General features: G+C 67.6%; 15 protein-coding genes and 1 pseudogene. 8 read left to right on the top strand and 8 right to left on the bottom strand.

The genetic code is table 11. The annotated features are described in order from the left end of the window. Positions 1-65: 65 nt before the first annotated feature. A complete protein-coding gene (locus tag FHR20_RS19435) occupies positions 66-1,130 on the top strand; it encodes an alanine racemase (RefSeq protein WP_167301275.1) in 1,065 nt (354 codons plus the stop codon). A gap of 3 nt (positions 1,131-1,133) precedes the next feature. Here FHR20_RS19435 and FHR20_RS19430 read toward each other — a convergent pair whose 3' ends face one another. Continuing rightward, the gene (locus FHR20_RS19430) at positions 1,134-1,451 is read right to left on the bottom strand and encodes a hypothetical protein (RefSeq protein WP_167301274.1); all 318 of its coding nucleotides are present in this window, start codon (positions 1,449-1,451) and stop codon (positions 1,134-1,136) included. Positions 1,452-1,575: 124 nt separating this feature from the next. Between FHR20_RS19430 and FHR20_RS19425 the strand changes: the two genes are divergently transcribed. Beyond that, the gene (locus FHR20_RS19425) at positions 1,576-2,328 is read left to right on the top strand and encodes an energy transducer TonB (protein WP_167301273.1); all 753 of its coding nucleotides are present in this window, start codon (positions 1,576-1,578) and stop codon (positions 2,326-2,328) included. Between the two features lie 449 nt (positions 2,329-2,777). On the opposite strand, the gene FHR20_RS19420 is transcribed toward FHR20_RS19425, so the two are convergent. The 4 genes from FHR20_RS19420 to uvrB form a co-directional block, all read right to left on the bottom strand. Next, the gene (locus FHR20_RS19420) at positions 2,778-3,017 is read right to left on the bottom strand and encodes a hypothetical protein (protein WP_167301272.1); all 240 of its coding nucleotides are present in this window, start codon (positions 3,015-3,017) and stop codon (positions 2,778-2,780) included. A gap of 41 nt (positions 3,018-3,058) precedes the next feature. Further along, on the bottom strand, positions 3,059-3,601 hold the full coding sequence (locus FHR20_RS19415; protein WP_167301271.1) for a hypothetical protein: 543 nt from the start codon (positions 3,599-3,601) through the stop codon (positions 3,059-3,061). A gap of 88 nt (positions 3,602-3,689) precedes the next feature. Further along, entirely contained in the window at positions 3,690-5,096 is a 1,407-nt protein-coding gene (locus tag FHR20_RS19410; RefSeq protein WP_167301270.1) for a pentapeptide repeat-containing protein, read from the bottom strand. Positions 5,097-5,267: 171 nt separating this feature from the next. After that, positions 5,268-7,460, bottom strand: a complete 2,193-nt coding sequence (gene uvrB, locus FHR20_RS19405; RefSeq protein ID WP_167301269.1) for an excinuclease ABC subunit UvrB — start codon at positions 7,458-7,460, stop codon at positions 5,268-5,270. 52 nt (positions 7,461-7,512) lie between these two features. On the opposite strand from uvrB, the gene FHR20_RS19400 reads away from it, so the two are divergent. After that, positions 7,513-8,082, top strand: a complete 570-nt coding sequence (locus tag FHR20_RS19400; protein WP_167301268.1) for a DUF3617 domain-containing protein — start codon at positions 7,513-7,515, stop codon at positions 8,080-8,082. A 47-nt stretch (positions 8,083-8,129) separates the two neighbouring features. On the opposite strand, the gene FHR20_RS19395 is transcribed toward FHR20_RS19400, so the two are convergent. Further along, positions 8,130-8,588: a hypothetical protein gene (locus tag FHR20_RS19395; protein WP_167301267.1), complete on the bottom strand. Its 459-nt coding sequence runs from the start codon at positions 8,586-8,588 to the stop codon at positions 8,130-8,132. Positions 8,589-8,680: 92 nt separating this feature from the next. After that, positions 8,681-9,838 carry an MBL fold metallo-hydrolase gene (locus tag FHR20_RS19390; protein WP_167301266.1) on the bottom strand — a complete coding sequence of 386 codons (1,158 nt, stop codon included), beginning with the start codon at positions 9,836-9,838 and terminating at the stop codon, positions 8,681-8,683. Positions 9,839-9,913: 75 nt separating this feature from the next. On the opposite strand from FHR20_RS19390, the gene ligA reads away from it, so the two are divergent. Together ligA and FHR20_RS19380 are read left to right on the top strand one after the other, a co-directional pair. After that, positions 9,914-12,043: an NAD-dependent DNA ligase LigA gene (gene ligA, locus FHR20_RS19385; RefSeq protein ID WP_167301265.1), complete on the top strand. Its 2,130-nt coding sequence runs from the start codon at positions 9,914-9,916 to the stop codon at positions 12,041-12,043. Between the two features lie 169 nt (positions 12,044-12,212). Beyond that, positions 12,213-14,981 (top strand): TonB-dependent receptor, encoded by a 2,769-nt coding sequence (locus FHR20_RS19380; RefSeq protein WP_167301264.1) that lies wholly within the window; start codon positions 12,213-12,215, stop codon positions 14,979-14,981. A gap of 178 nt (positions 14,982-15,159) precedes the next feature. On the opposite strand, the pseudogene FHR20_RS19375 reads toward FHR20_RS19380, so the two are convergent. After that, a pseudogene (locus FHR20_RS19375) lies at positions 15,160-15,749 on the bottom strand (HD domain-containing protein). A gap of 199 nt (positions 15,750-15,948) precedes the next feature. Here FHR20_RS19375 and FHR20_RS19370 point away from each other — a divergent pair. From FHR20_RS19370 to FHR20_RS19360, 3 genes are all read left to right on the top strand, one after another. Further along, positions 15,949-16,986 carry a sensor histidine kinase gene (locus FHR20_RS19370; protein WP_086128473.1) on the top strand — a complete coding sequence of 346 codons (1,038 nt, stop codon included), beginning with the start codon at positions 15,949-15,951 and terminating at the stop codon, positions 16,984-16,986. Then, complete coding sequence (locus tag FHR20_RS19365) at positions 16,983-17,789, top strand: LytR/AlgR family response regulator transcription factor (RefSeq protein WP_086128202.1); 807 nt, start codon at positions 16,983-16,985, stop codon at positions 17,787-17,789. The genes FHR20_RS19370 and FHR20_RS19365 overlap by 4 nt, the downstream gene beginning before the upstream one ends. 240 nt (positions 17,790-18,029) lie before the next feature. Further along, on the top strand, positions 18,030-18,797 hold the full coding sequence (locus FHR20_RS19360; protein ID WP_208413773.1) for an isocitrate lyase/PEP mutase family protein: 768 nt from the start codon (positions 18,030-18,032) through the stop codon (positions 18,795-18,797). The last annotated feature ends 117 nt before the right edge of the window (positions 18,798-18,914 follow it).

Raw genomic sequence — 18,914 nt, 5'->3', positions numbered from 1 at the left:
GACTCTATGGGGCTGCTTTGCGCCGTTATTCGGCAAAAGTCACACCTTGCGCTATCGCCTGACCGATGAGCGCCTTCCCCCTGCCCCGTACCGACCTGGCCACGCCCGCGCTGCTGCTCGACGTGGCGGCGATGGACCGCAACATCGCCGCGATGGCGGCCTTCGCCAGGGCGCGCGGCCTCGCGCTGCGGCCCCATGCCAAGACGCACAAGAGCGGCGAGATCGCCCGGCGGCAGATCGCGGCCGGGGCGGTCGGCATATGCTGCGCCAAGCTGGGCGAGGCGGAAGCGCTCGCGGCGGACGGGGTGGGCGACATCCACCTCACCTCGCCCGTGGTGACCCGCGGCGGCATCGCACGGCTGGCGGCGCTGGCAGCGAGGATCCGGCTCTCGGCGGTGGCGGACCATCCGGAGGCGGTGCGCGCGCTGGCGGGCTGCGGCGCGACGATCTTCGTCGATGTCGACCCCGGCAAGCACCGCACCGGCGTGACTTCGCCCCGGGCCGCCGTCGCGCTGGCGCAGGCGATCGCGGAGGCCGGGCTGACGCTGGGCGGCGTGCAATATTATTGCGGGTCCGAGCAGCACATCGCCCGTTTCGCGGATCGGCAAGCGGCGATCGCGGAAAGGACCGCCTATCTGCGCACCGTGCTGGCGGCATTGGCGGCGGCGGGGTTCGCTATTCCCGTGGTGACCGGCGCCGGCACCGGCACCTTTGCGATCGACGCCGATCTGGGCGTACTCACCGAGCTGCAGGTGGGGAGCTATATCTTCCTCGACCGCGAATATCGCGACTGCGAACTGGCGGGGCCGCGCTTCGAGCAGGCGCTCTGGGTGGATTCCAGCGTGGTCAGCGCGAACACGCCCGGCATGGTGACGATCGATGCGGGATTGAAGTCCTTCGCCACCGATGCCGGGGTGCCTGTGCCCGCGTCAGGCACCGCGCGATACGCCTTCATGGGCGACGAGCAGGGTGCGCTGATCGGCGAGGATCTGCCGGGCCTGGCGGAACGCGTCACGCTGGTTCCGCCGCACTGCGACCCGACGGTGAATCTGTACGACGTCTACCACCTGGCGGAGGGCGGCACGGTGACCGGCGCCTGGCCGGTGACCGCGCGCGGCCGCTCCACCTAGCATCTATCGACGGACATAGTGGCAGCGCTTCTTGGCGGTGATGCTGCGATCGATCGCCCGGCCGCCGAGCGCACCGCCCACACCGCCCACCGCGGCGCCGAGCAGGCCGTGGCCGATGATCGCAGGGCCGGCGAGTACGCCCACCGCGGCGCCGCCGACCAGGCCGGCCGTGCCGGTCGAGCGGCGGCACTTCTTGTAATAGGTGCGCGACTTGGACGACTTGCCCTTGTAGTGCGACTGGGCCTGGGCAGGCGCCGTCGGAACGACCGCGACGGGCATGGCCAGTGCGAGGGCGGCAGTGGCCGCGATGAGCTTGCGCATGATTTCCATCCCTTCTTCGAATCCAATGTGCAGACAACTTGCCGGATGGCCGGCGGTTGCATGAACCGAAAACAACAGGGCGTTCATCGGGATCGTTCGCGGTGCCCGGCGCATTGTCCGCGGCATGACAGGCGCCGGCATCCCGACCCCGCGCGAACGGATCGGCAGCGCGTTCGGCGCGCTGGCGCTGGTGGCGCTGCTCGTCTGGATGCTGATGCGCGGGCTGGGCGTGAACCTGCACCTCGTCCCCGCGCCGGCGATGCGGCTGGTCGCCTTCGCGCTGCCCCCGCCTCCCCCGCCGGAACCGCGAGTCGCACCCAAGCCGAAGCCGCACGCGCCCCGGGAAGCCGGCAAGGCCGCGCCGCCCAACCTGGTGTCCCGCGCCAGCGAAGTGGCCGCACCGGTGAAGACGCCCCTGCCCCAGCCGCTTCCCGCCGCGACGATCCCGGCACAGGGCAGTGACGCGCATTCGGGCAATGCGCCGGTCGCCGGACCGGGCACCGGCGCGGGCGGGTCCGGCACCGGCTCCGGAGCGGGCGGCGACGGCGACGGATCGGGCGGCGGGGGCGGCACGGTGCTGCGGCTGCTCGAGGGCAGGATCACCGGGCGCGATTATCCGAAGGCCGCGGCGGAGGCCGGCGCGAGCGGCACGGTGGGTCTGCGCTTCACGGTGGGCGTGAACGGGCGGGTGACCGATTGCCAGGTGACGCGATCGAGCGGCAGCGCCGATCTCGACGAGACGACCTGCCGGCTGATCAGGAAACGCTTCCGCTATGCGCCGAGCCGCGATGCGAACGGCAGGCCCTATGCGGACACGGTGACGGGAGAGCAGGTATGGGAATTGTACGACCGGCCGGATCGCGCACCCTCGCCCTGAACGCGCCCGCCCGGCAGGCGTGGCACAAATGGGCCATCATCACGAACCATATGGGTTTGCACTGCGCCCGGACCCCTGCCGGACCGGCATGCGAACACAGAAGGCCGGCGCTTGCACGTTGCAGCTGACGGTGGACCGGTGCGCAGCCGTTCGGCTCAAGTCGAAGCTTCAGGCGCGCGCTCGAGGCGCCCATAAAATGAAAGAGGCCGCCGGGGCGTCTCCCGACGACCCGGCGACCTCCGACATGGTCAGCGGCCGGAAGCTCCAGCCCGGGAGACCATGCGGACCGCTTTGCTTCGGACTGACGCCGTTGATTGGAGGAGGATACCTCCCGCGCGCCTTACGATCGGAGGGCTTCCGATCGCGTCCGTCTGCTCAGCGGTGCGTCTCCCGAACGAACTGAACCGACCCCATTGCTGAACCATGAGACATCGGATCACCTCCTTTCGCTAGTTGAAGAAGCACGCACCCTCAAAGGGCACGCCAACTATTTGAATCACTGCGAGTCGCAGAACAAGTCTTGTATAAAATCTTTTTCTGAGCGATTCTGGAATTCTGGGCCGCAAAGCCGGGAACCTGCCCGGCGACTCACGCCCCCTCCCATATCCCAAGGCTTCGCGCCGGTGCATGTCGGAGTCCGGCTTGCGCGAATAGCGCCGGCATTCGCCGGACTGGCGCTTGCGGATCATCGCGTCTCTCCTCGCGCCATCGACGCGCGCGGACGGCCGATCTATCCGCGGCAATCCTCGGCGACGCGCAGCACCTCGGCATAGGCGGGCACCACCAGCGTGGGCAGGCCGTTGCCCTGGACGAGGAATCGCCCGCGACTATAGCCCATTGCGTCGAGCAGCGGATCCGCCGGGGCGAACTCGGCGGCCAGCCGCGGTGCCGCGCCGGAGAGCGGCTGGACCGCGATTTGGCGGAGCGTGCTGGTGGTGCGCACGGTGACGCTCGCCACGCCCTCGCCCTTGCGCGAAAGCACCACTCGGCCGCGGCCGGCGTCGCAGCGCAGGATCAGTTCGGCCTCGCCCCCGGCCACGCCGAAGAACGCGACCGAACCGCGCCCGTCCTGGCGATAGACCCAGTCGCCGGGGGTGAGCGGCCAGTCGCGCCAGTCCGGGCCCTGGGGCACGGGCGACGGCGCCGGAGCCGGCGCGGGAGCAGGCGCAGGGACGGGCCTGGGCGGGGGCGCGGGCGGCGGCACCACGCGCGGCGTTTCCGAACAGCCCGCGATGGCGAGCGCGGAGGCGAAGACGAGCAGCTGGCGTCGCATGCGCGGCCTTATGCGGGAAGTGCCCGGGCGGCTCAACCGCTACGGCGACGAAACGGCCTGTCGCTTCGTTCTACCGCGGCAGCACCCTTCAGACCCGCTTCATGCCCTTGGCGATCCAGGGCTGGCGCGCCGCCTCGCATTCGCTTTCGGGGAGAGACGACCAGTCGAATGCGAATTCGGTGGCGGCATCGAACGTCGCGCCGGTGCAATTGCCCACCAGGCTCGCATCCTGATCCGCAAGCTTCGCCCCTTCCAGGCGCGCGCCCCGCAGGCTTGCGCCGGCCAGCTCGGCATCCCGGAAATCGGCGCCGCGCAGATCGGCGTTCGAGAAGGACACGCCGCGCAGATCCGCATCGGACAGCGTCGCGAAGCGCAGCGAGGCGCTGGTGAACCGCGCGCCGGCGGCGCTGGCCCCCTGGAGCAGCGCCCGATCGAGATTGGCGCCCACGAAGGACGCATATTCGAGATAGGCATAGAAGAAGGCGGCCTGCTCGAGATGGGCACCGCGCAGATAGGCTCCCTCCATATAGGCGCCGGACAGCTCGGCGCGCTCGAGATGCACGTAGCGCAGCCGCGCCAGCCGGAAGCGGCAATCGACGAAGCTCGCCCCGGAAAGCACCGTCTTGCGGCCCAGCTGGATGCGATCGAAGGCGGATCCGGCGAGCGGCAGGCCGCCCCGGAGCACCGCCTCCCATTCCTCGCTCAATATGGTCTGCTCCGCGGCCGCGATGGCGCAGGGGCGAAGCTTGCGCCGTGCGCCAGCGATCTCGCGCTTCATTTCGATGACGGCGCGCGTCACGTCGCGCCCCTCGAGCCGTCTGAAACGCTCGCGCCAATCCTGCAGCCAGTTCCCAACGATGCTGCTGCCGGTCGCCTCGGCGCTGGCGACCAGCCGCGCCCGCAGCAGCTCGAAGGCGGGGCGCTGGAAGCTCTTGCCATATTCGCCGCGCAGGAACGCGCGCATCTGGTGCAGCGCCGCGATCTGCAGCGTCTCGCGCGCGGCGGCGGGGAATTTCTCGTCGATGGCGCCGGCGGCGCGCATCTGGATCTCCTGGAATTCCTTGAGGTTCACGTCCTTGCGCTGGTTGTCGAGCGTCGCGTTGACGTTGAGGTCGCGGAAGAGCCAGAGCAGGAAGGCGGAGGGCACGCCGATCAGCAGCAGCAGGATCTGCGCGGCCTCCCGCCACTCGAGCCGCGGCGCCTGCGCATCGGTGAACAGCCGGTGGAACGCCGCCACGACGCCGCGCGCCTCCTGCGGGAACAGCAACGAGAGGATGGTGGCGATGCCGAGCGGCACGAAGATGCCGACCAGGGCAAGCGCGACCGGCTTGGGCCAATGGCGCCGCAGCCCCATCCCCCGGGGCCGGCGCAGCCACAGGCGGAACCGCAGCCACGCCAGGCGCGCGCCGATCCGAAGCGCGAAGCGGACCTCGTGCCGCGGGCCGAACAGGTCGTCCAGCCACCAGCGCGAGACGCGCCTCCTCCATCCGGCCATCCGCTCCCCTTTCCACCCGCGATCGCATGGCAGGATTATCGCGACGGGCTCAGGAGTCCAGCGCAGGCCCCGGGGCCATATCGGCATTCAAGTCGGACGCCCGTCATCGCCGCCATTCCCGCACAAGCGGGGATGACGACGGAGAATCGGATACGCGTTCAGGCTCTCAGGCTAGCGCCGGCTGCCGCCGCCCCATTTCTTCTGCACCTTGCCGTAGCGCGTCTTGCGCGTTCCCGGCTTGCCCTCGTTGCTGCGCCCCATCACCGGCGCCTTGCGCTGGTCCTCGGGCAGGCCCAGTTCCTCGGCCTCCAGCGCGCGGATCTCGTCGCGCAGGCGGCCGGCCTCCTCGAATTCGAGGTTCGCCGCCGCGTCGCGCATCTTCTTCTCGAGCTCCTCGATATAGGCGCGCAGATTGTGGCCGACCATGTGCGGGCGATCGGCGTCGATCTCCACCGTCACCTGGTCCTTCGAGGCGACATGGGCGATGATGTCGCCGATATTCTTCTTCACCGTCTCCGGCGTGATGCCGTGCTCCGCATTATATTCCTGCTGCTTCTCGCGGCGGCGGCCGGTCTCGGCGAGCGCGCGCTCCATGCTGCCGGTCATGCGATCGGCATAGAGGATCACGCGCCCTTCCACGTTGCGCGCCGCGCGGCCGATCGTCTGGATCAGCGAGGTCTCGCTGCGCAGGAATCCTTCCTTGTCCGCATCGAGGATCGCCACCAGCCCGCACTCCGGGATGTCGAGCCCCTCGCGCAGCAGGTTGATGCCCACCAGTACGTCATAGACGCCCATGCGCAGGTCGCGGATCAGCTCGATGCGCTCCAGCGTCTCGGTGTCCGAGTGCATGTAGCGGACCTTCACCCCGGCTTCGTGCATATACTCGGTCAGGTCCTCGGCCATGCGCTTGGTAAGCGTGGTCACCAGGGTGCGATAGCCCTTGGCCGTGGTCGCCTTGCATTCCTGGATCAGGTCCTGCACCTGCTCCTCGACCGGCTTGATCTCCACCGGCGGATCGATGAGACCGGTGGGGCGGATCACCTGCTCGACGAACACGCCGCCGGCCTGCTCCATCTCCCAGCCGCCGGGCGTCGCCGAGACATAGACGGTCTGCGGGCGCATCGCTTCCCATTCGTTGAAGCGCAGCGGCCGGTTGTCGATCGCACTGGGCAGGCGGAAGCCATATTCGGCCAGCGTCACCTTGCGGCGATGGTCGCCGCGCGACATGCCGTTGATCTGGCCGATCGTCTGGTGGCTCTCGTCGACGAAGAGCAGCGCGTTCTCCGGCAGATATTCGAACAGGGTGGGCGGCGGCTCGCCAGGCAGGCGGCCGGTGAGGAAGCGGCTGTAATTCTCGATGCCCGCGCAGCTGCCGGTGGCCGCGATCATCTCCAGGTCGAAGTTCGTCCGCTGCTCCAGCCGCTGGTGCTCGAGCAGCTTGCCCTCTGCCTCCAGCTCCTTGAGCCGCTCCGTCAGCTCGTGGCGGATGCCCTCCATCGCCTGTTTCATCGTCGGCCCGGGCGTCACATAGTGCGAGTTGGCGAAGACGCGGACATAGTCGAGGCTTGCCACCTTGGCCCCGGTCAGCGGGTCGAACTCGGTGATCTCCTCGATATCGTCGCCGAAGAAGCTGATCCGCCAGGCGCTGTCCTCATAGTGCGACGGGAAGATCTCCAGGCTGTCGCCGCGCACCCGGAAATTGCCGCGCGCGAACGCCGCGTCGTTGCGCTTGTACTGGAGTGCGACGAGCTTGCGGATGATCTCGCGCTGGTCGGCCACCTGGCCCTTCTTCAGGTCGAAGATCATCGCCGAATAGGTCTCGACCGATCCGATGCCATAGAGGCAGGAGACCGACGCCACGATGATCACGTCGTCGCGCTCGAGCAGCGACCGGGTGGCCGAGTGGCGCATCCGGTCGATCGCCTCGTTCACCGAGCTTTCCTTCTCGATGTACGTATCCGAGCGCGGCACATAGGCCTCGGGCTGGTAATAGTCGTAATAGCTGACGAAATACTCGACCGCATTCTCGGGGAAGAAGCTCTTCATCTCGCCATAGAGCTGGGCCGCCAGGATCTTGTTGGGCGCGAGCACCAGCGCCGGGCGCTGCAGCGTCTCGATCACCTTCGCCATGGTATAGGTCTTGCCCGAGCCGGTGACGCCCAGCAGCACCTGGTCGCGCTCGCCTGCCTGGGCCTGCTCGACCAATTCGGGAATCGCGAAGCGCTGGTCGCCCGATGGCTGGTATTCGCTGACGAGCTTGAACGGCTTGCCGCCCTCGGACTTCTCCGGGCGCTGCGGGCGGTGCGGGACGAAGCTCTGCCCGGTCTCGGGCTCGGCCAGGCTGGTGCGAATCTGGATTGCCATCGCGGGGAATATGGGGTGTGGCTGGCACATACGCCAACCCCGGGGGAACATCATGCGCCTGACGATCTTCGCCGCTGGAGCCCTGCTCCCGCTCGCCGCCTGCAATCAGGGGCCCTCGACCGAGGAGAGCGCGCGCAAGACCGGCGATATCCGCCTGGAAAATGCCAGCGTCGAGGAAGTCGCCAAGCAGGCCACCGCGGCGGATGCCAAGACGCCCAGCCAGCCGGGCCAGTGGGAAACCGGGATGCAGCTCGTCGCGCTGGAGCCGGGGGCGATGCCCGAGGCGATCGCCGCCAAGATGAAGGAAGATGTGGGCAAACCGCCCCGCACCGAGCGCGGCTGCCGCAAGGCCGAGGAGCTCAAGCCGCTCGACGTCTCCAGGCTCGGCGCGATGGCATCCGGCTGCCGTTTCTCGAAATATCGCTTCGTCGGCGGCAAGCTGGATGCCGCGATGGAATGCGAAACGCCCATGGGCAAGGCGCAGGCGAGCTTCAGCGGCACCCAGACCCCGACCGCGTTCGACCTGACGATGACTCAGCGCCAGACCCCGACCGGGCAGACCAAGGCGACGTCGATGACCGTGCGGCTCACCGGCAAGCGCCTCGGGGAATGCAAGGCCTGACGCATGCGCCGCGCGCCGGCGGATGTGCGGAACAGTTCCCGCGGCGGCTATTCGCGGCGATAGGCGATGCGCCACATCAGGGCGCCGATTCCCGCCGCGAACAGCGCCAGGATCGCGCTCGACGCCACGGCGCTGATCCAGCGGAACAAGAGCGCGCGATTGTCCATCGGCGGCATCTCGAACAGCCCGAAGCCATAAGTCTGGGCGCCGACGAAGATGGCGAGCGCCGTGACCGCGCCGACCAGCGCGGCATGGCGGGCGCGCCGCAAGCCGGCGACGTGCATCACCAGCCAGAGCGGGCCGCCCACCGCGGTGATCGCGATCCCGGCGATCAGGCTGCCGATCAGCCAGCCGCTGACCAGGCTGATCGGATCGCGCTTGCCGCCGAGCAGCAGCAGCCCGAGCACGATCAGGCCCGCGAACGCGCTCCCGACGCCGAGCGCAAGCCCGGCGCGGTCGATCGTCGTATCATAGCGTCGCACGGCGCCCGTCGCGCGGTTGTTCACTGGGGGACCCCTCCCGGATTCGCCGGAGGATAAACCCGGGCACCGAGTCCCTTCAAGCACCAGAAGGGCAAGGATGTGCCGAATCCGGCGCGTCAACGCAGCGCGTCGAACCGGCCGGCCTGGATGCAATGGCCGAGCGCCGCATAGTCGGGTGCGGGCGGCGGCGCGCCCAGCGGCGGCACCATGAAGCTCTCGCCGATCCGGTGCGCGGCGAAGCGGGCCGGATCCTCGCCCGCGCAGCGCAGCATGCCGCGCAACATGAAGGGCGGCGTGGCATAGCCTTCGCGCGAGAGGCGGAACGTGCCCCAATGCACCGCGAGCGCATCGGGCCGGCCCAGCCCGTCCCACACCCGGATCGCGTCCCGCGGGCCGACATGGCTGCCGCTCGCCATCTGCCCCTCGTCGAAGCGGAAGGCGCCGATCGGGATCGCCGCGAAGCGGATCGGGCCGAGCGCGGCCGCCTCGGCCGGCCATTTGCCGTCGCCGAGCCCGGTGTCGCCCGCGAAGAAGAAATTGCCGTGCGGCAGGCGCACCACGAAGCTCGACCACAGCGCACGGCTGCGATCGGCGAACCAGCGGCTGCCCCAGTGGTGGCTGCGCGTGACGGTCACCGCCGCGCCGAACCGCCCCGCCACCCCCTGGCCCCAGTCGAGCGCCGTCGCCTTCACGCCGGCTCCGGCCATCACCGCGTCATTGCCCAGCGGCGTCACGATCAGCGGCCGGTCGCGATCCCAAAGCCGCTTGAGCGTCGGCAGGTCCATATGGTCGTAGTGATTGTGGCTGACCAGGACGAGGTCGATCCTGGGCAGGTCCTCGAAGCGCACCCCCGGTGCCGCCACTCGCCTGGGCCCGATGCCGAACGGTCCGACGGTATCGCTCCACACCGGATCGGTGAGGATGTTCACGCCGTCCGCCTGCACCAGCACGGTGGCGTGCCCGATCCAGGTGACGCGCATCTCGCCGCCGTCCACGCGCGCCGGCGGCTTGGCCGGAGTCGCCGCGACATGCCCGGGCCATTTCGGTCGGGTCGGGTCGCCGAAGACCTGCTGCCACAGCAGCCTGTTGCGGCGGGCGGCGGAGATGTCGAGCGCGTCGCCGTCGGGATTGAAGAAACGCCGCCCGTCGAAATGGCCGCTGACGGGGCCGCGATAATAGATGCGATCGAGGAAGAAGGGCGCGACGCTCGCGGCAAGGCACAGCGCGACCGCGATCCAGAACAAGATGGCAAGGGCGATCCGGATCGGGCGCATTGCCGATCATGTCGTTACGCATCCGCACGTCTTCAAGCTTGATCGCGATGCGGCGCCCAGCCTAACCCCGGCGACATGGACCCGCTGCCCCAGACGCCCCAGGAAGCCGCGCTCGAGCTGGAGAAGCTCGCCGGCGAGATCGCGCACCACAACCGCCTCTACCATGCCGAGGACGCGCCCGAGATCAGCGACGCCGACTATGACGCGCTGATGCGGCGCAACGCCGCGATCGAGACCGCATTCCCCGATCTGGTCCGCGCCGATTCGCCGTCGCGGCTGGTCGGCGCCGCACCGTCCGGCCGGCTCGCCAAGGTGGCGCATGCGCGGCCGATGTTCAGCCTGGACAACGGCTTCGACGACGCGGACGTCGCCGATTTCCTCGGCCGGGTCCGCCGCTTCCTGGCGCTGGGCGATGCCGAGCCGATCGCACTCACCGCCGAGCCCAAGATCGACGGCCTTTCCTGCGCGCTGCGCTACGAGAAGGGCCGGCTGGTCCAGGCGCTCACGCGCGGCGACGGCCAGATCGGCGAGGACGTGACCGCCAATGCCCGGACCATCGGCGACGTGCCCCAGGAAATCGCCGGCGCGCCCGAGGTCTTCGAGGTGCGCGGCGAGGTGTACATGGCGAAGGCGGATTTCGCCGCCCTCAACGCCCGGCTGCTCGCCGAGGCGGCGGAGACCGGCAAGGAAGCGCGCCAGTTCGCCAATCCGCGCAATGCCGCCGCCGGATCGCTGCGCCAGAAGGACGCCGCCGTCACTGCGGCGCGCCCGCTGCGCTTCCTCGCCTGGGGCTGGGGCGAGACCAGCGCGCTGCCCGGCGAGACCCAGGCGGAAGTGATCCGCGCGATCGCCGCGATGGGCTTCCCGGTTTCGGACCTGTTCGTCGGCCCCGTCGACCTCGAGGCCGCGCTTGCGCAATATGGGAAGATCGAGGCGGTCCGCGCCGACCTGCCCTTCGACATCGACGGCGTGGTCTACAAGATCGACCGGCTGGACTGGCAGGCCCGGCTCGGCTTTGTGGGCCGCGCCCCGCGCTGGGGGCTTGCGCACAAATTCCCCGCCGAGCGCGCCCAGACCCTATTGCGCGGCATCGACATCCAGGTCGGCCGCACCGGCAAGCTCACGCCGGTCGCCCGGCTGGAGCCGGTTACCGTCGGCGGCGTCGTCGTCACCAACGCGACGCTGCACAATGCCGACGAGATCGCGCGCCTGGGCGTGCGCCCGGGCGACCGGGTCGTGCTCCAGCGCGCCGGCGACGTGATCCCGCAGATCGTCGAGAACCTGACCCGCGACGAGGACCGGCCGGCATTCCTGTTCCCCAGCCATTGCCCGATCTGCCATTCGGAAGCCGTGGCCGAGGAAGGCGAAGTCGACATACGCTGCACGGGCGGGCTGATCTGCCCGGCCCAGCGGCTCGAGCGCCTCAAGCACTTCGTCAGCCGCGGCGCGCTCGACATCGAGGGGCTGGGCGAGAAGACCCTGATCGAGCTGCTCGACCTGGGCTGGATCGTCGAGCCGGCGGACATCTTCCGCCTCGCCCCCCATCGCGCCGAACTGCTGGGCCGCGAAGGCTGGCAGGAGAAGTCGGTCGACGCGCTGCTCGCCGCGATCGAAGCCAAGCGCGCACCCGATGCGGCGCGGCTGCTCTTCGGCCTGGGCATCCGCCATATCGGGGCGATCACGGCACGAGACCTTTTGAAACGCTATGCAACATTGCCGGCGCTCCAGGCGCTCGCCGACGAGGTCATCGCGCTGCGCGATGCAACGCCGCCACAGATCGGTGAGACCGAGACGAAACACCGTGCGCGGCTCGACAAGGCGATCGCCGAGCATATCGGAGTCGAGAATGTCGGCGGCGCCGTCGGCCAGGCCCTGGCCGATTTCTTCCACGAGCCGCACAATCGCGCGGTGTGGGAAGACCTTCTGGGCGAAGTCGCCCCGCCGACCTTCATCGTCGAGACACGCGAATCGGAAGTATCGGGAAAGACGCTGGTTTTCACCGGCACGCTGGAGGCGCTGAGTCGCGACGAGGCCAAGGCTCAGGCCGAATCGCTGGGTGCGCGAGTCGCGGGATCGGTGTCCGCGAAGACCGATCTGGTGATTGCGGGCCCCGGCGCGGGTTCGAAGCTGAAAAAGGCCGCAGAACTCGGAATCCGCGTAATTTCGGAGAGCGAATGGTTGCAGATCGTCGCCATAGTGGAGTGACTTTTTTGCAACGCAACAATCCTGAATCGCAGATTAACCGGCCTGCCCCACAGGACTCGGATTGACTGTCACAGGACCGACATAAATTAATCGCATGGGCGGCGACGACGGTGAACCGCACCGCGTTCAGTGCAGACGATAAGCACACACCGAAAGGGAAACACCTCTAATGCGCACCAAGCTTTTTGCGGGCGTGGCTTTTGCCGCGCTGATGGTCCCGGGGGCAGCGTTCGCGCAGTCCACCGGTACGCAGGACTTCGAGGGCGAGACCGAGATCGTCGTGACCGGCGGCCGTGCCGACAATGGCGTGAACGGAATCATCATTCCGGACACCTCGCGGGCCAAGGGCGTCCTCACGCAGGAATTCATCGAACGCCAGGCGCCGGGCGCCAGCGTCAATGATCTGATCAACCAGCTCCCGGGCGTCAGCTTCCAGAATAACGATCCCTATGGTTCGTCGGGCGGCTCGATGAGCATCCGCGGCTTCGACTCGACGCGCATCAGCCAGACCTTCGACGGCGTGCCGCTGAACGATTCGGGCAACTACGCCATCTATTCGAACCAGCAGATCGATCCGGAACTGATCGAGCAGGTCAACGTCAACCTCGGCTCGACCGACGTCGACTCGCCGACCGCCGGCGCGACCGGTTCGACCGTCAACTACCGCACGCGCGTTCCCAGCCGCGACTTCGGCGTGAAGCTGGTCGGTTCGGTGGGCCAGTACGGCTTCTTCCGCACCTTCGGCCTCGTCGACACCGGCGAGTTCACTTCGGCCGGCACCCGTGCGTGGTTCGCGGCGAGCCAGTCGCGCAACTATCAGCGCTGGAACCCGAACTCGAAGATCAACAAGCAGCAGTTCAACGCCAAGATCTATCAGCCGCTGGGCGATAGCGGCGACTTCATTGCGATCGCGGGCCACTACAACGAGAACCGCAACAACTTCCAGGGCTCGGTTCCGCTGCGTTGGGACACCGTGCAGCGCGCGGTCGGCTGCGCCGTCACGACCAACCCCTGCCCCGCGGGCCAGCAGGTCGTCATCTCCAATGGCGTGCGCAACACCGGCGTGAACGCGACCGACCGTTACCCGATGAACAACGGCGAAGCGTTCTACAACGTCCCGGCCTGCACCATCAACACGGTGGCCCGCCCGGGCGTGGCCGACGTCGCCAACAGCTGCGGCTCGACCTTCGACGAGCGCTTCAACCCGTCGAACACCGGCAACATCCGCGGCCAGTCGCGCTTCACCCTGTCTGACGGCCTCGTCCTCACGGTCGACCCGAGCTACCAGTTCGTCAAGGCGAACGGCGGCGGCACCGTCGTCGCGAACGAGTCGAGCTTCGACCTCAACCCGGCCGGCACGCCGGCGCGCGCGAACTGCAACACCACCGCCAACAGCGGCACGGTGAACTGCCAGCCGGGCTATTGGGGCGGCACGCCCTATGCCGGCCGCGACCTGAACGGCGACGGCGACACGCTCGACACCGTTCGCGTCCTGGCCCCCAGCCAGACCCAGACGCACCGCATCGGCGTCATCGCGTCGCTGCGCTACGACCTGTCGCCCGACCAGAGCGTCCGTATCGCCTACACCTATGACCGTGCGCGCCACCGTCAGACCGGCGAGCTCGGCTATCTGCAGCTCAACGGCAAGCCCTTCGACGTCTTCCCGGTCAACAACCCGATCCTCGACGCGAACGGCAACTCCCTGCAGAAGCGCGACCGTCTGTCGTACGCCATCCTGCAGCAGGTCGCTGCCGAATATCGCGGCGAGTTCTTCGACGGCACGCTGAAGATCAATGCGGGCGTCCGCGCGCCGTTCATGCGCCGCAACCTGACCAACTATTGCGCCACGTCGAGCGCTTCGGGCTTCATCGAGTGCGGTTCGCAGGTTGCGGGCTTCCTTGCCGGCACCCCGACCCAGACGGTTACCGCCAGCGCGGCCGCCGCTTCGGGCGCCACCTGCACCACCACGGCGCCGATCACCTGCACCTTCCCGACCCAGGGGCCGCAGCAGCGCGTCCTGAACTACAACCGCGTGCTGCCGAACGTCGGCTACACCTGGTCGCTGACTCCGCAGGTCGACGTTTTCGGCAACTACTCGAAGGGCCTGCAGGTCCCGGGTACGGACAACCTCTACAACTCCTTCTACTTCCCGAAGGGTTCGGAGCGCGCCACGCCGAAGCCGGAGACCACGGACAATTTCGACCTCGGCGTCCGCTATCGCTCGGCGACGCTGCAGGCGCAGTTCGGCGCGTGGTACACCAACTACAAGAACCGTCTCGCTTCGTCCTACGATCCCGAGCTGGAAAAGTCGGTCTACCGCAACCTCGGCACCGTGCGTAAGTACGGCTTCGACGGCTCGGTGACCTACCAGCCCGTCAAGCAGCTGAGCGTCTATGCGTTCGGTTCATACCTCCACTCTGAGATCGTGAACGACGTCGAGGTCGCCCGCACTGCGGCCGGTGCGATCATCTATGCTCCGACCGCCGGCAAGCGCGAGTCGAACGCTCCCGTCTACACCTTCGGTGGCGGCGCGACGGTCGACGTCGAGCCGGTGTCGCTCGGCATCGACGTGAAGCGCACGGGTCCGCGCTACATCTACGACACCAACGAGCCGATCCGTCAGGCTCTCACCGTCAACGGTGCGGTCCAGACCTTCGACATCTTCCCGGCCAAGACCCCGGCCTACACGCTGGTTGACCTCAACGCGCGTGTCGACCTCACCTGGGCCGGCCTGAACAAGAAGACCTATTTCCAGGTCAACGTTCGCAACCTGTTCAACGAGTTCTGGGTCGGTTCGGTCAACAGCGGCAACGGCGCGCTGAACCAGGGCCCGACCTTCAACGCGACGACGGGTGCGATCACCAACTACGGCAACCCGCCGTTCACCCAGATCGGTTACCCGCGCACCGTGATGGGCACGCTGGTCGTCGGCTTCTAAGCCACGATCCGCTTCCCGAACGGGAACACGAAGCCGCCGCTCCGGAAACGGGGCGGCGGTTTTCGTTTGGGGGGCGTATCGATTGCAAGCGCCGGCGATGCCGGTCCGACTCGACCATCGGCCATCCTCCCGGATCGGGGGCGGCGACAGCATCGCGGCACTTGCCGGCGGGAAGGACTCAGGCTGCCTCGGGCGCCCGTGCGTAGATGCTGTTCAGCGGCTTCGCGAAGACGCGGCGGACCATCGGCTCGAAAAAGGCGAGCGGCGCGCTTTCGTAGGTCGGGTCGAACGCCGCCTGATCATAGCGCTCGCAGAATTCCGCACATGCCTCGAAATGCGGATGCCCGCGAAACCCCTCGCGCACCTCGCGGTCCAGCCCGAGATGGTGGAAGAAATAATAGCCCTGGAAGGCGCCGTGCTTGTCGGCGATCCAGTGCAGTTCCTCGCTGACAAAGGGGCGCAGGATCGCGGCGGCGATCTCGGGATGATTGTAGCTCCCCAGCGTGTCGCCAATGTCGTGGAGCAGGGCCATCACCACATAGTTCTCGCCGCGTCCGTCGCGATGCGCGCGCGTCGCGGTCTGGAGCGAGTGCTGCAGCCGGTCGATCGCGAATCCGCCGAAATCGCCGTCGAGCAGCTTGAGGTGCCCCAGGATCCGATCGGGCAATCCGCCCGCAAAGCCGCGGAACGCCCGCCGATGATCGCCCAGTCCTCGGCGGTGCCTTCCGTCATCGCGTGGAATTTCGCGCGTTCGCCGCCCTGATCCATCCTCGCTCTCCGCAATCGCCCCGGTCTCGCGCCGGCGCGCCCAGCCTACGCCTCTTTGCCCCCGCCTGTCAGCGGTGTTAGAGGCTTGGGCGTGGCTACCCTGGATCCTAGCTCCCCGTTCCTCGCCCAGCCGTTGAAGCAGCCGGCGCCCGCCGCGCTGTCGCGCCCGTTCTTCGAGGACAAGAACCGCGCCTTCTGGATGCTCCAGGCCGGCGGCTGGACCGGCTATCTGCTGCTGCGCACCGTGGTGTCGCTGTCCAACGGCTTCAGCGTCGAGGGCGTGATCGCGGTGATCATCGAATCGATCATCGGCTATTGCCTCACGCTGCTGCTCTCGACGCTCTACGGCTATTACCGGCGGTTGCCGCGCATCCCGGGCATCCTGCTGACGCTGGCGACGCTGGGCACGGCGACGGCGATCTATGCGGTGCTCGACGCGTTCATCTATTCCTTCATCAAGATGCCGACCCCGAACATCTCGTTCAATCTGGTCGTCGGCACCGTGTTCATCAACTTCACCGTGCTGGCCGGCTGGTCCGCGCTCTATTTCGCGATCAACTTCTATCTGATCGTCGAGCAGCAGATCGATCAGATGCAGGCGCTGGAAGTGCAGGCGAGCCATGCCCAGCTGGCGATGCTGCGCTACCAGCTCAACCCGCATTTCCTGTTCAACACGCTCAACTCGATCTCCACGCTGGTGCTGCTGAAGCAGACCGAGCGGGCGAACATCATGCTCTCCCGCCTTTCCTCCTTCCTGCGCTACACGCTGGCGAACGAGCCCACCGCGCACGTCACGCTCGCCCAGGAGGCCGAGACGCTGAAGCTCTATCTCGAGATCGAGAAGATGCGCTTCGACGAGCGCCTGCGCCCGCATTTCGACATCGACGAGCGCGTCGCCAAGGCGCGGCTGCCTTCGCTGCTGCTCCAGCCGCTCGTCGAGAATGCGATCAAATATGCCGTCACGCCCCAGGAAGAGGGCGCCGATATCACCGTCTCCGCTCGGCTCGCCGGAGAACGAGTGCAGATCGCCGTATCCGATACGGGTCCGGGATTGATCGAGGCCAAGCAGCGGCCGACCCTTTCAACCGGCGTGGGGCTCGCCAATATCAAGGAACGGTTGGCCCAGGCTTTCGGGCCTGACCATCGATTTGAGACGCGTTCGGACCCAGGGAAGGGGTTCAGCGTTGAGATCGAGATACCGTTCCAGATCGAGGAACCTAATCGAGAGGCCGCATGACCATCCGTACTATTCTGGTCGACGACGAATCCCTGGCCATCCAGGGGCTCGAGCTGAGGCTTCAGGAACATGACGACGTCGAGATCATCGACAGATGCTCGAACGGGCGCGAAGCGATCCGTTCGATCAAGACCCACAAGCCCGACCTTGTCTTCCTCGACATCCAGATGCCCGGTTTCGACGGCTTCTCGGTCGTTCAGGGGCTGATGGAAGTCGAGCCGCCGCTGTTCGTCTTCGTGACCGCCTATAGCGATCACGCGATCCGCGCCTTCGAGGCGCAGGCGGTGGACTATCTGATGAAGCCGGTCGAACCCGCCCGGCTGGCCGATACGATCGAGCGCGTCCGCCAGCGCCTCAGCGAGAAGCGCGGCGTCGAGGAGATCGAGAAGCTGAAGGAAGTGCTTGCCGAAGTGGCTCCCGAAGCGGTCGACGAAATCGCCGCCTCGGCCATGGACGGCGAGATGGCATCGAACCGTTTCGAGAAGCTGATCAACATCAAGGATCGCGGCCAGATCTTCCGCGTCGACGTCGACACGATCGAGCGGATCGACGCCGCCGGCGACTATATGTGCATCTACACCGGCGACAACACGCTGATCCTGCGCGAGACGATGAAGGATCTCGAGAAGCGGCTGGATCCGCGCCGCTTCCAGCGCGTGCACCGTTCGACCATCGTCAATCTCGACCTGGTCCGCCAGGTCAAGCCGCACACCAATGGCGAATGCTTCCTCGTGCTCGATTCGGGCGCGCAGGTGAAGGTGAGCCGCTCCTATCGCGACGTGGTGGCGCGGTTCGTCCACTAGGGTCAAGACTCGTTCAGCAAACCTTGTCATCCCCGCGCAGGCGGGGATGACGGTCATGAGGCTATCCTTGCCTCCTGGGGATCCCCAACGGGCACAGGTCTAGAGCCTGGATCCGCCGCGCCCGTGGCGCCGGGCCAAGTGACAAGATCTTGTCAGCATGGTTACGAGACGGCGCTACGACCCCCTTGCCGCGGCGCCGTTACCCTTCTAGAACAATACATGAACAAGAGGGGTTCCGTCATGTCCGCCAAGTATCAGAGCTTTGCCGCGCTTCATGTGCCCGGCGATCCGGTGATCCTGTTCAACATATGGGATGCGGGCAGCGCACGCGCGGCGGAGCGCGCCGGCGCCCGGGCAATCGCCACGGGCAGCGCCTCGGTCTCCACCGCACATGGCTATGACGATGCGGAGGCGCTGCCGCTCGATCTCGCCCTGGCCAATGCGCGGCGCACCGTGGCGGCGGTGGCGCTGCCGGTGAGCGTGGATTTCGAGGGCGGCTATGCGGTCGATCCCGATGCGGTTGCCGCCAATGTCGAGAAGCTTGCCGCCACGGGCGCGATCGGCTGCAATTTCGAGGATCAGATCGTGGCCAGCCACGGCACTGCCGCGCGCGCCCTGCATGGCATCGAGGAACAGGCCGCCCGCATCGCGGCGATCCGCTGGACGGTGGGCCCGGATTTCTTCCTCAACGCCCGCACCGACATCTTCCTGATCGCGCCCGGCGATACGCATGACGCGGCGATGGCCGATGCGGCGATCGCGCGCGGCAAGGCCTATGCCGATGCCGGCGCGAGCGGCTTCTTCGTCCCCGGCCTCGCCGATCTCGCGCTGCTCGAGCGGGTGGCGAAGGCGGTGCCGCTGCCGGTGAACTTCATGGCCTTTCCCGGTGCCCCGGATGCCCGGGCCGTGGCGGAGACGGGCATCGCGCGGATCAGCCACGGTCCCTTCCCGCACCTGGCCGCGCTCAAGGCGTTCGAGGATGCGGCCCGGGCGGCGTTTTCGGCGTAGCTTCGTGCTGAACGCGTTTGGCGATTACCCCCTTGAGACAAGGATGGTCCCATAATCGTCATCCCCGCGCAGGCGGGGGTCCAGAGTCACGGGCGATACGACAGAGAGACCCCTGGG

The organism is Sphingomonas leidyi, from assembly GCF_011761945.1.
Taxonomy (GTDB): domain Bacteria; phylum Pseudomonadota; class Alphaproteobacteria; order Sphingomonadales; family Sphingomonadaceae; genus Sphingomonas; species Sphingomonas leidyi.
This window is presented reverse-complemented; position numbering and strand designations above follow the sequence as displayed.

Coding starts and splice junctions, on each gene's coding strand:
- FHR20_RS19430 (WP_167301274.1), bottom strand. CDS start 1,451: ATGCGCAAGCTCATCGCGGCCACTGCCGCCCTCGCACTGGCCATGCCC.
- uvrB (WP_167301269.1), bottom strand. CDS start 7,460: ATGGCAATCCAGATTCGCACCAGCCTGGCCGAGCCCGAGACCGGGCAG.
- FHR20_RS19410 (WP_167301270.1), bottom strand. CDS start 5,096: ATGGCCGGATGGAGGAGGCGCGTCTCGCGCTGGTGGCTGGACGACCTG.
- FHR20_RS19420 (WP_167301272.1), bottom strand. CDS start 3,017: ATGATCCGCAAGCGCCAGTCCGGCGAATGCCGGCGCTATTCGCGCAAG.
- FHR20_RS19400 (WP_167301268.1), top strand. CDS start 7,513: ATGCGCCTGACGATCTTCGCCGCTGGAGCCCTGCTCCCGCTCGCCGCC.
- FHR20_RS19415 (WP_167301271.1), bottom strand. CDS start 3,601: ATGCGACGCCAGCTGCTCGTCTTCGCCTCCGCGCTCGCCATCGCGGGC.
- ligA (WP_167301265.1), top strand. CDS start 9,914: ATGGACCCGCTGCCCCAGACGCCCCAGGAAGCCGCGCTCGAGCTGGAG.
- FHR20_RS19435 (WP_167301275.1), top strand. CDS start 66: ATGAGCGCCTTCCCCCTGCCCCGTACCGACCTGGCCACGCCCGCGCTG.
- FHR20_RS19370 (WP_086128473.1), top strand. CDS start 15,949: ATGCTCCAGGCCGGCGGCTGGACCGGCTATCTGCTGCTGCGCACCGTG.
- FHR20_RS19425 (WP_167301273.1), top strand. CDS start 1,576: ATGACAGGCGCCGGCATCCCGACCCCGCGCGAACGGATCGGCAGCGCG.
- FHR20_RS19380 (WP_167301264.1), top strand. CDS start 12,213: ATGCGCACCAAGCTTTTTGCGGGCGTGGCTTTTGCCGCGCTGATGGTC.
- FHR20_RS19360 (WP_208413773.1), top strand. CDS start 18,030: ATGTCCGCCAAGTATCAGAGCTTTGCCGCGCTTCATGTGCCCGGCGAT.
- FHR20_RS19390 (WP_167301266.1), bottom strand. CDS start 9,838: ATGCGCCCGATCCGGATCGCCCTTGCCATCTTGTTCTGGATCGCGGTC.
- FHR20_RS19365 (WP_086128202.1), top strand. CDS start 16,983: ATGACCATCCGTACTATTCTGGTCGACGACGAATCCCTGGCCATCCAG.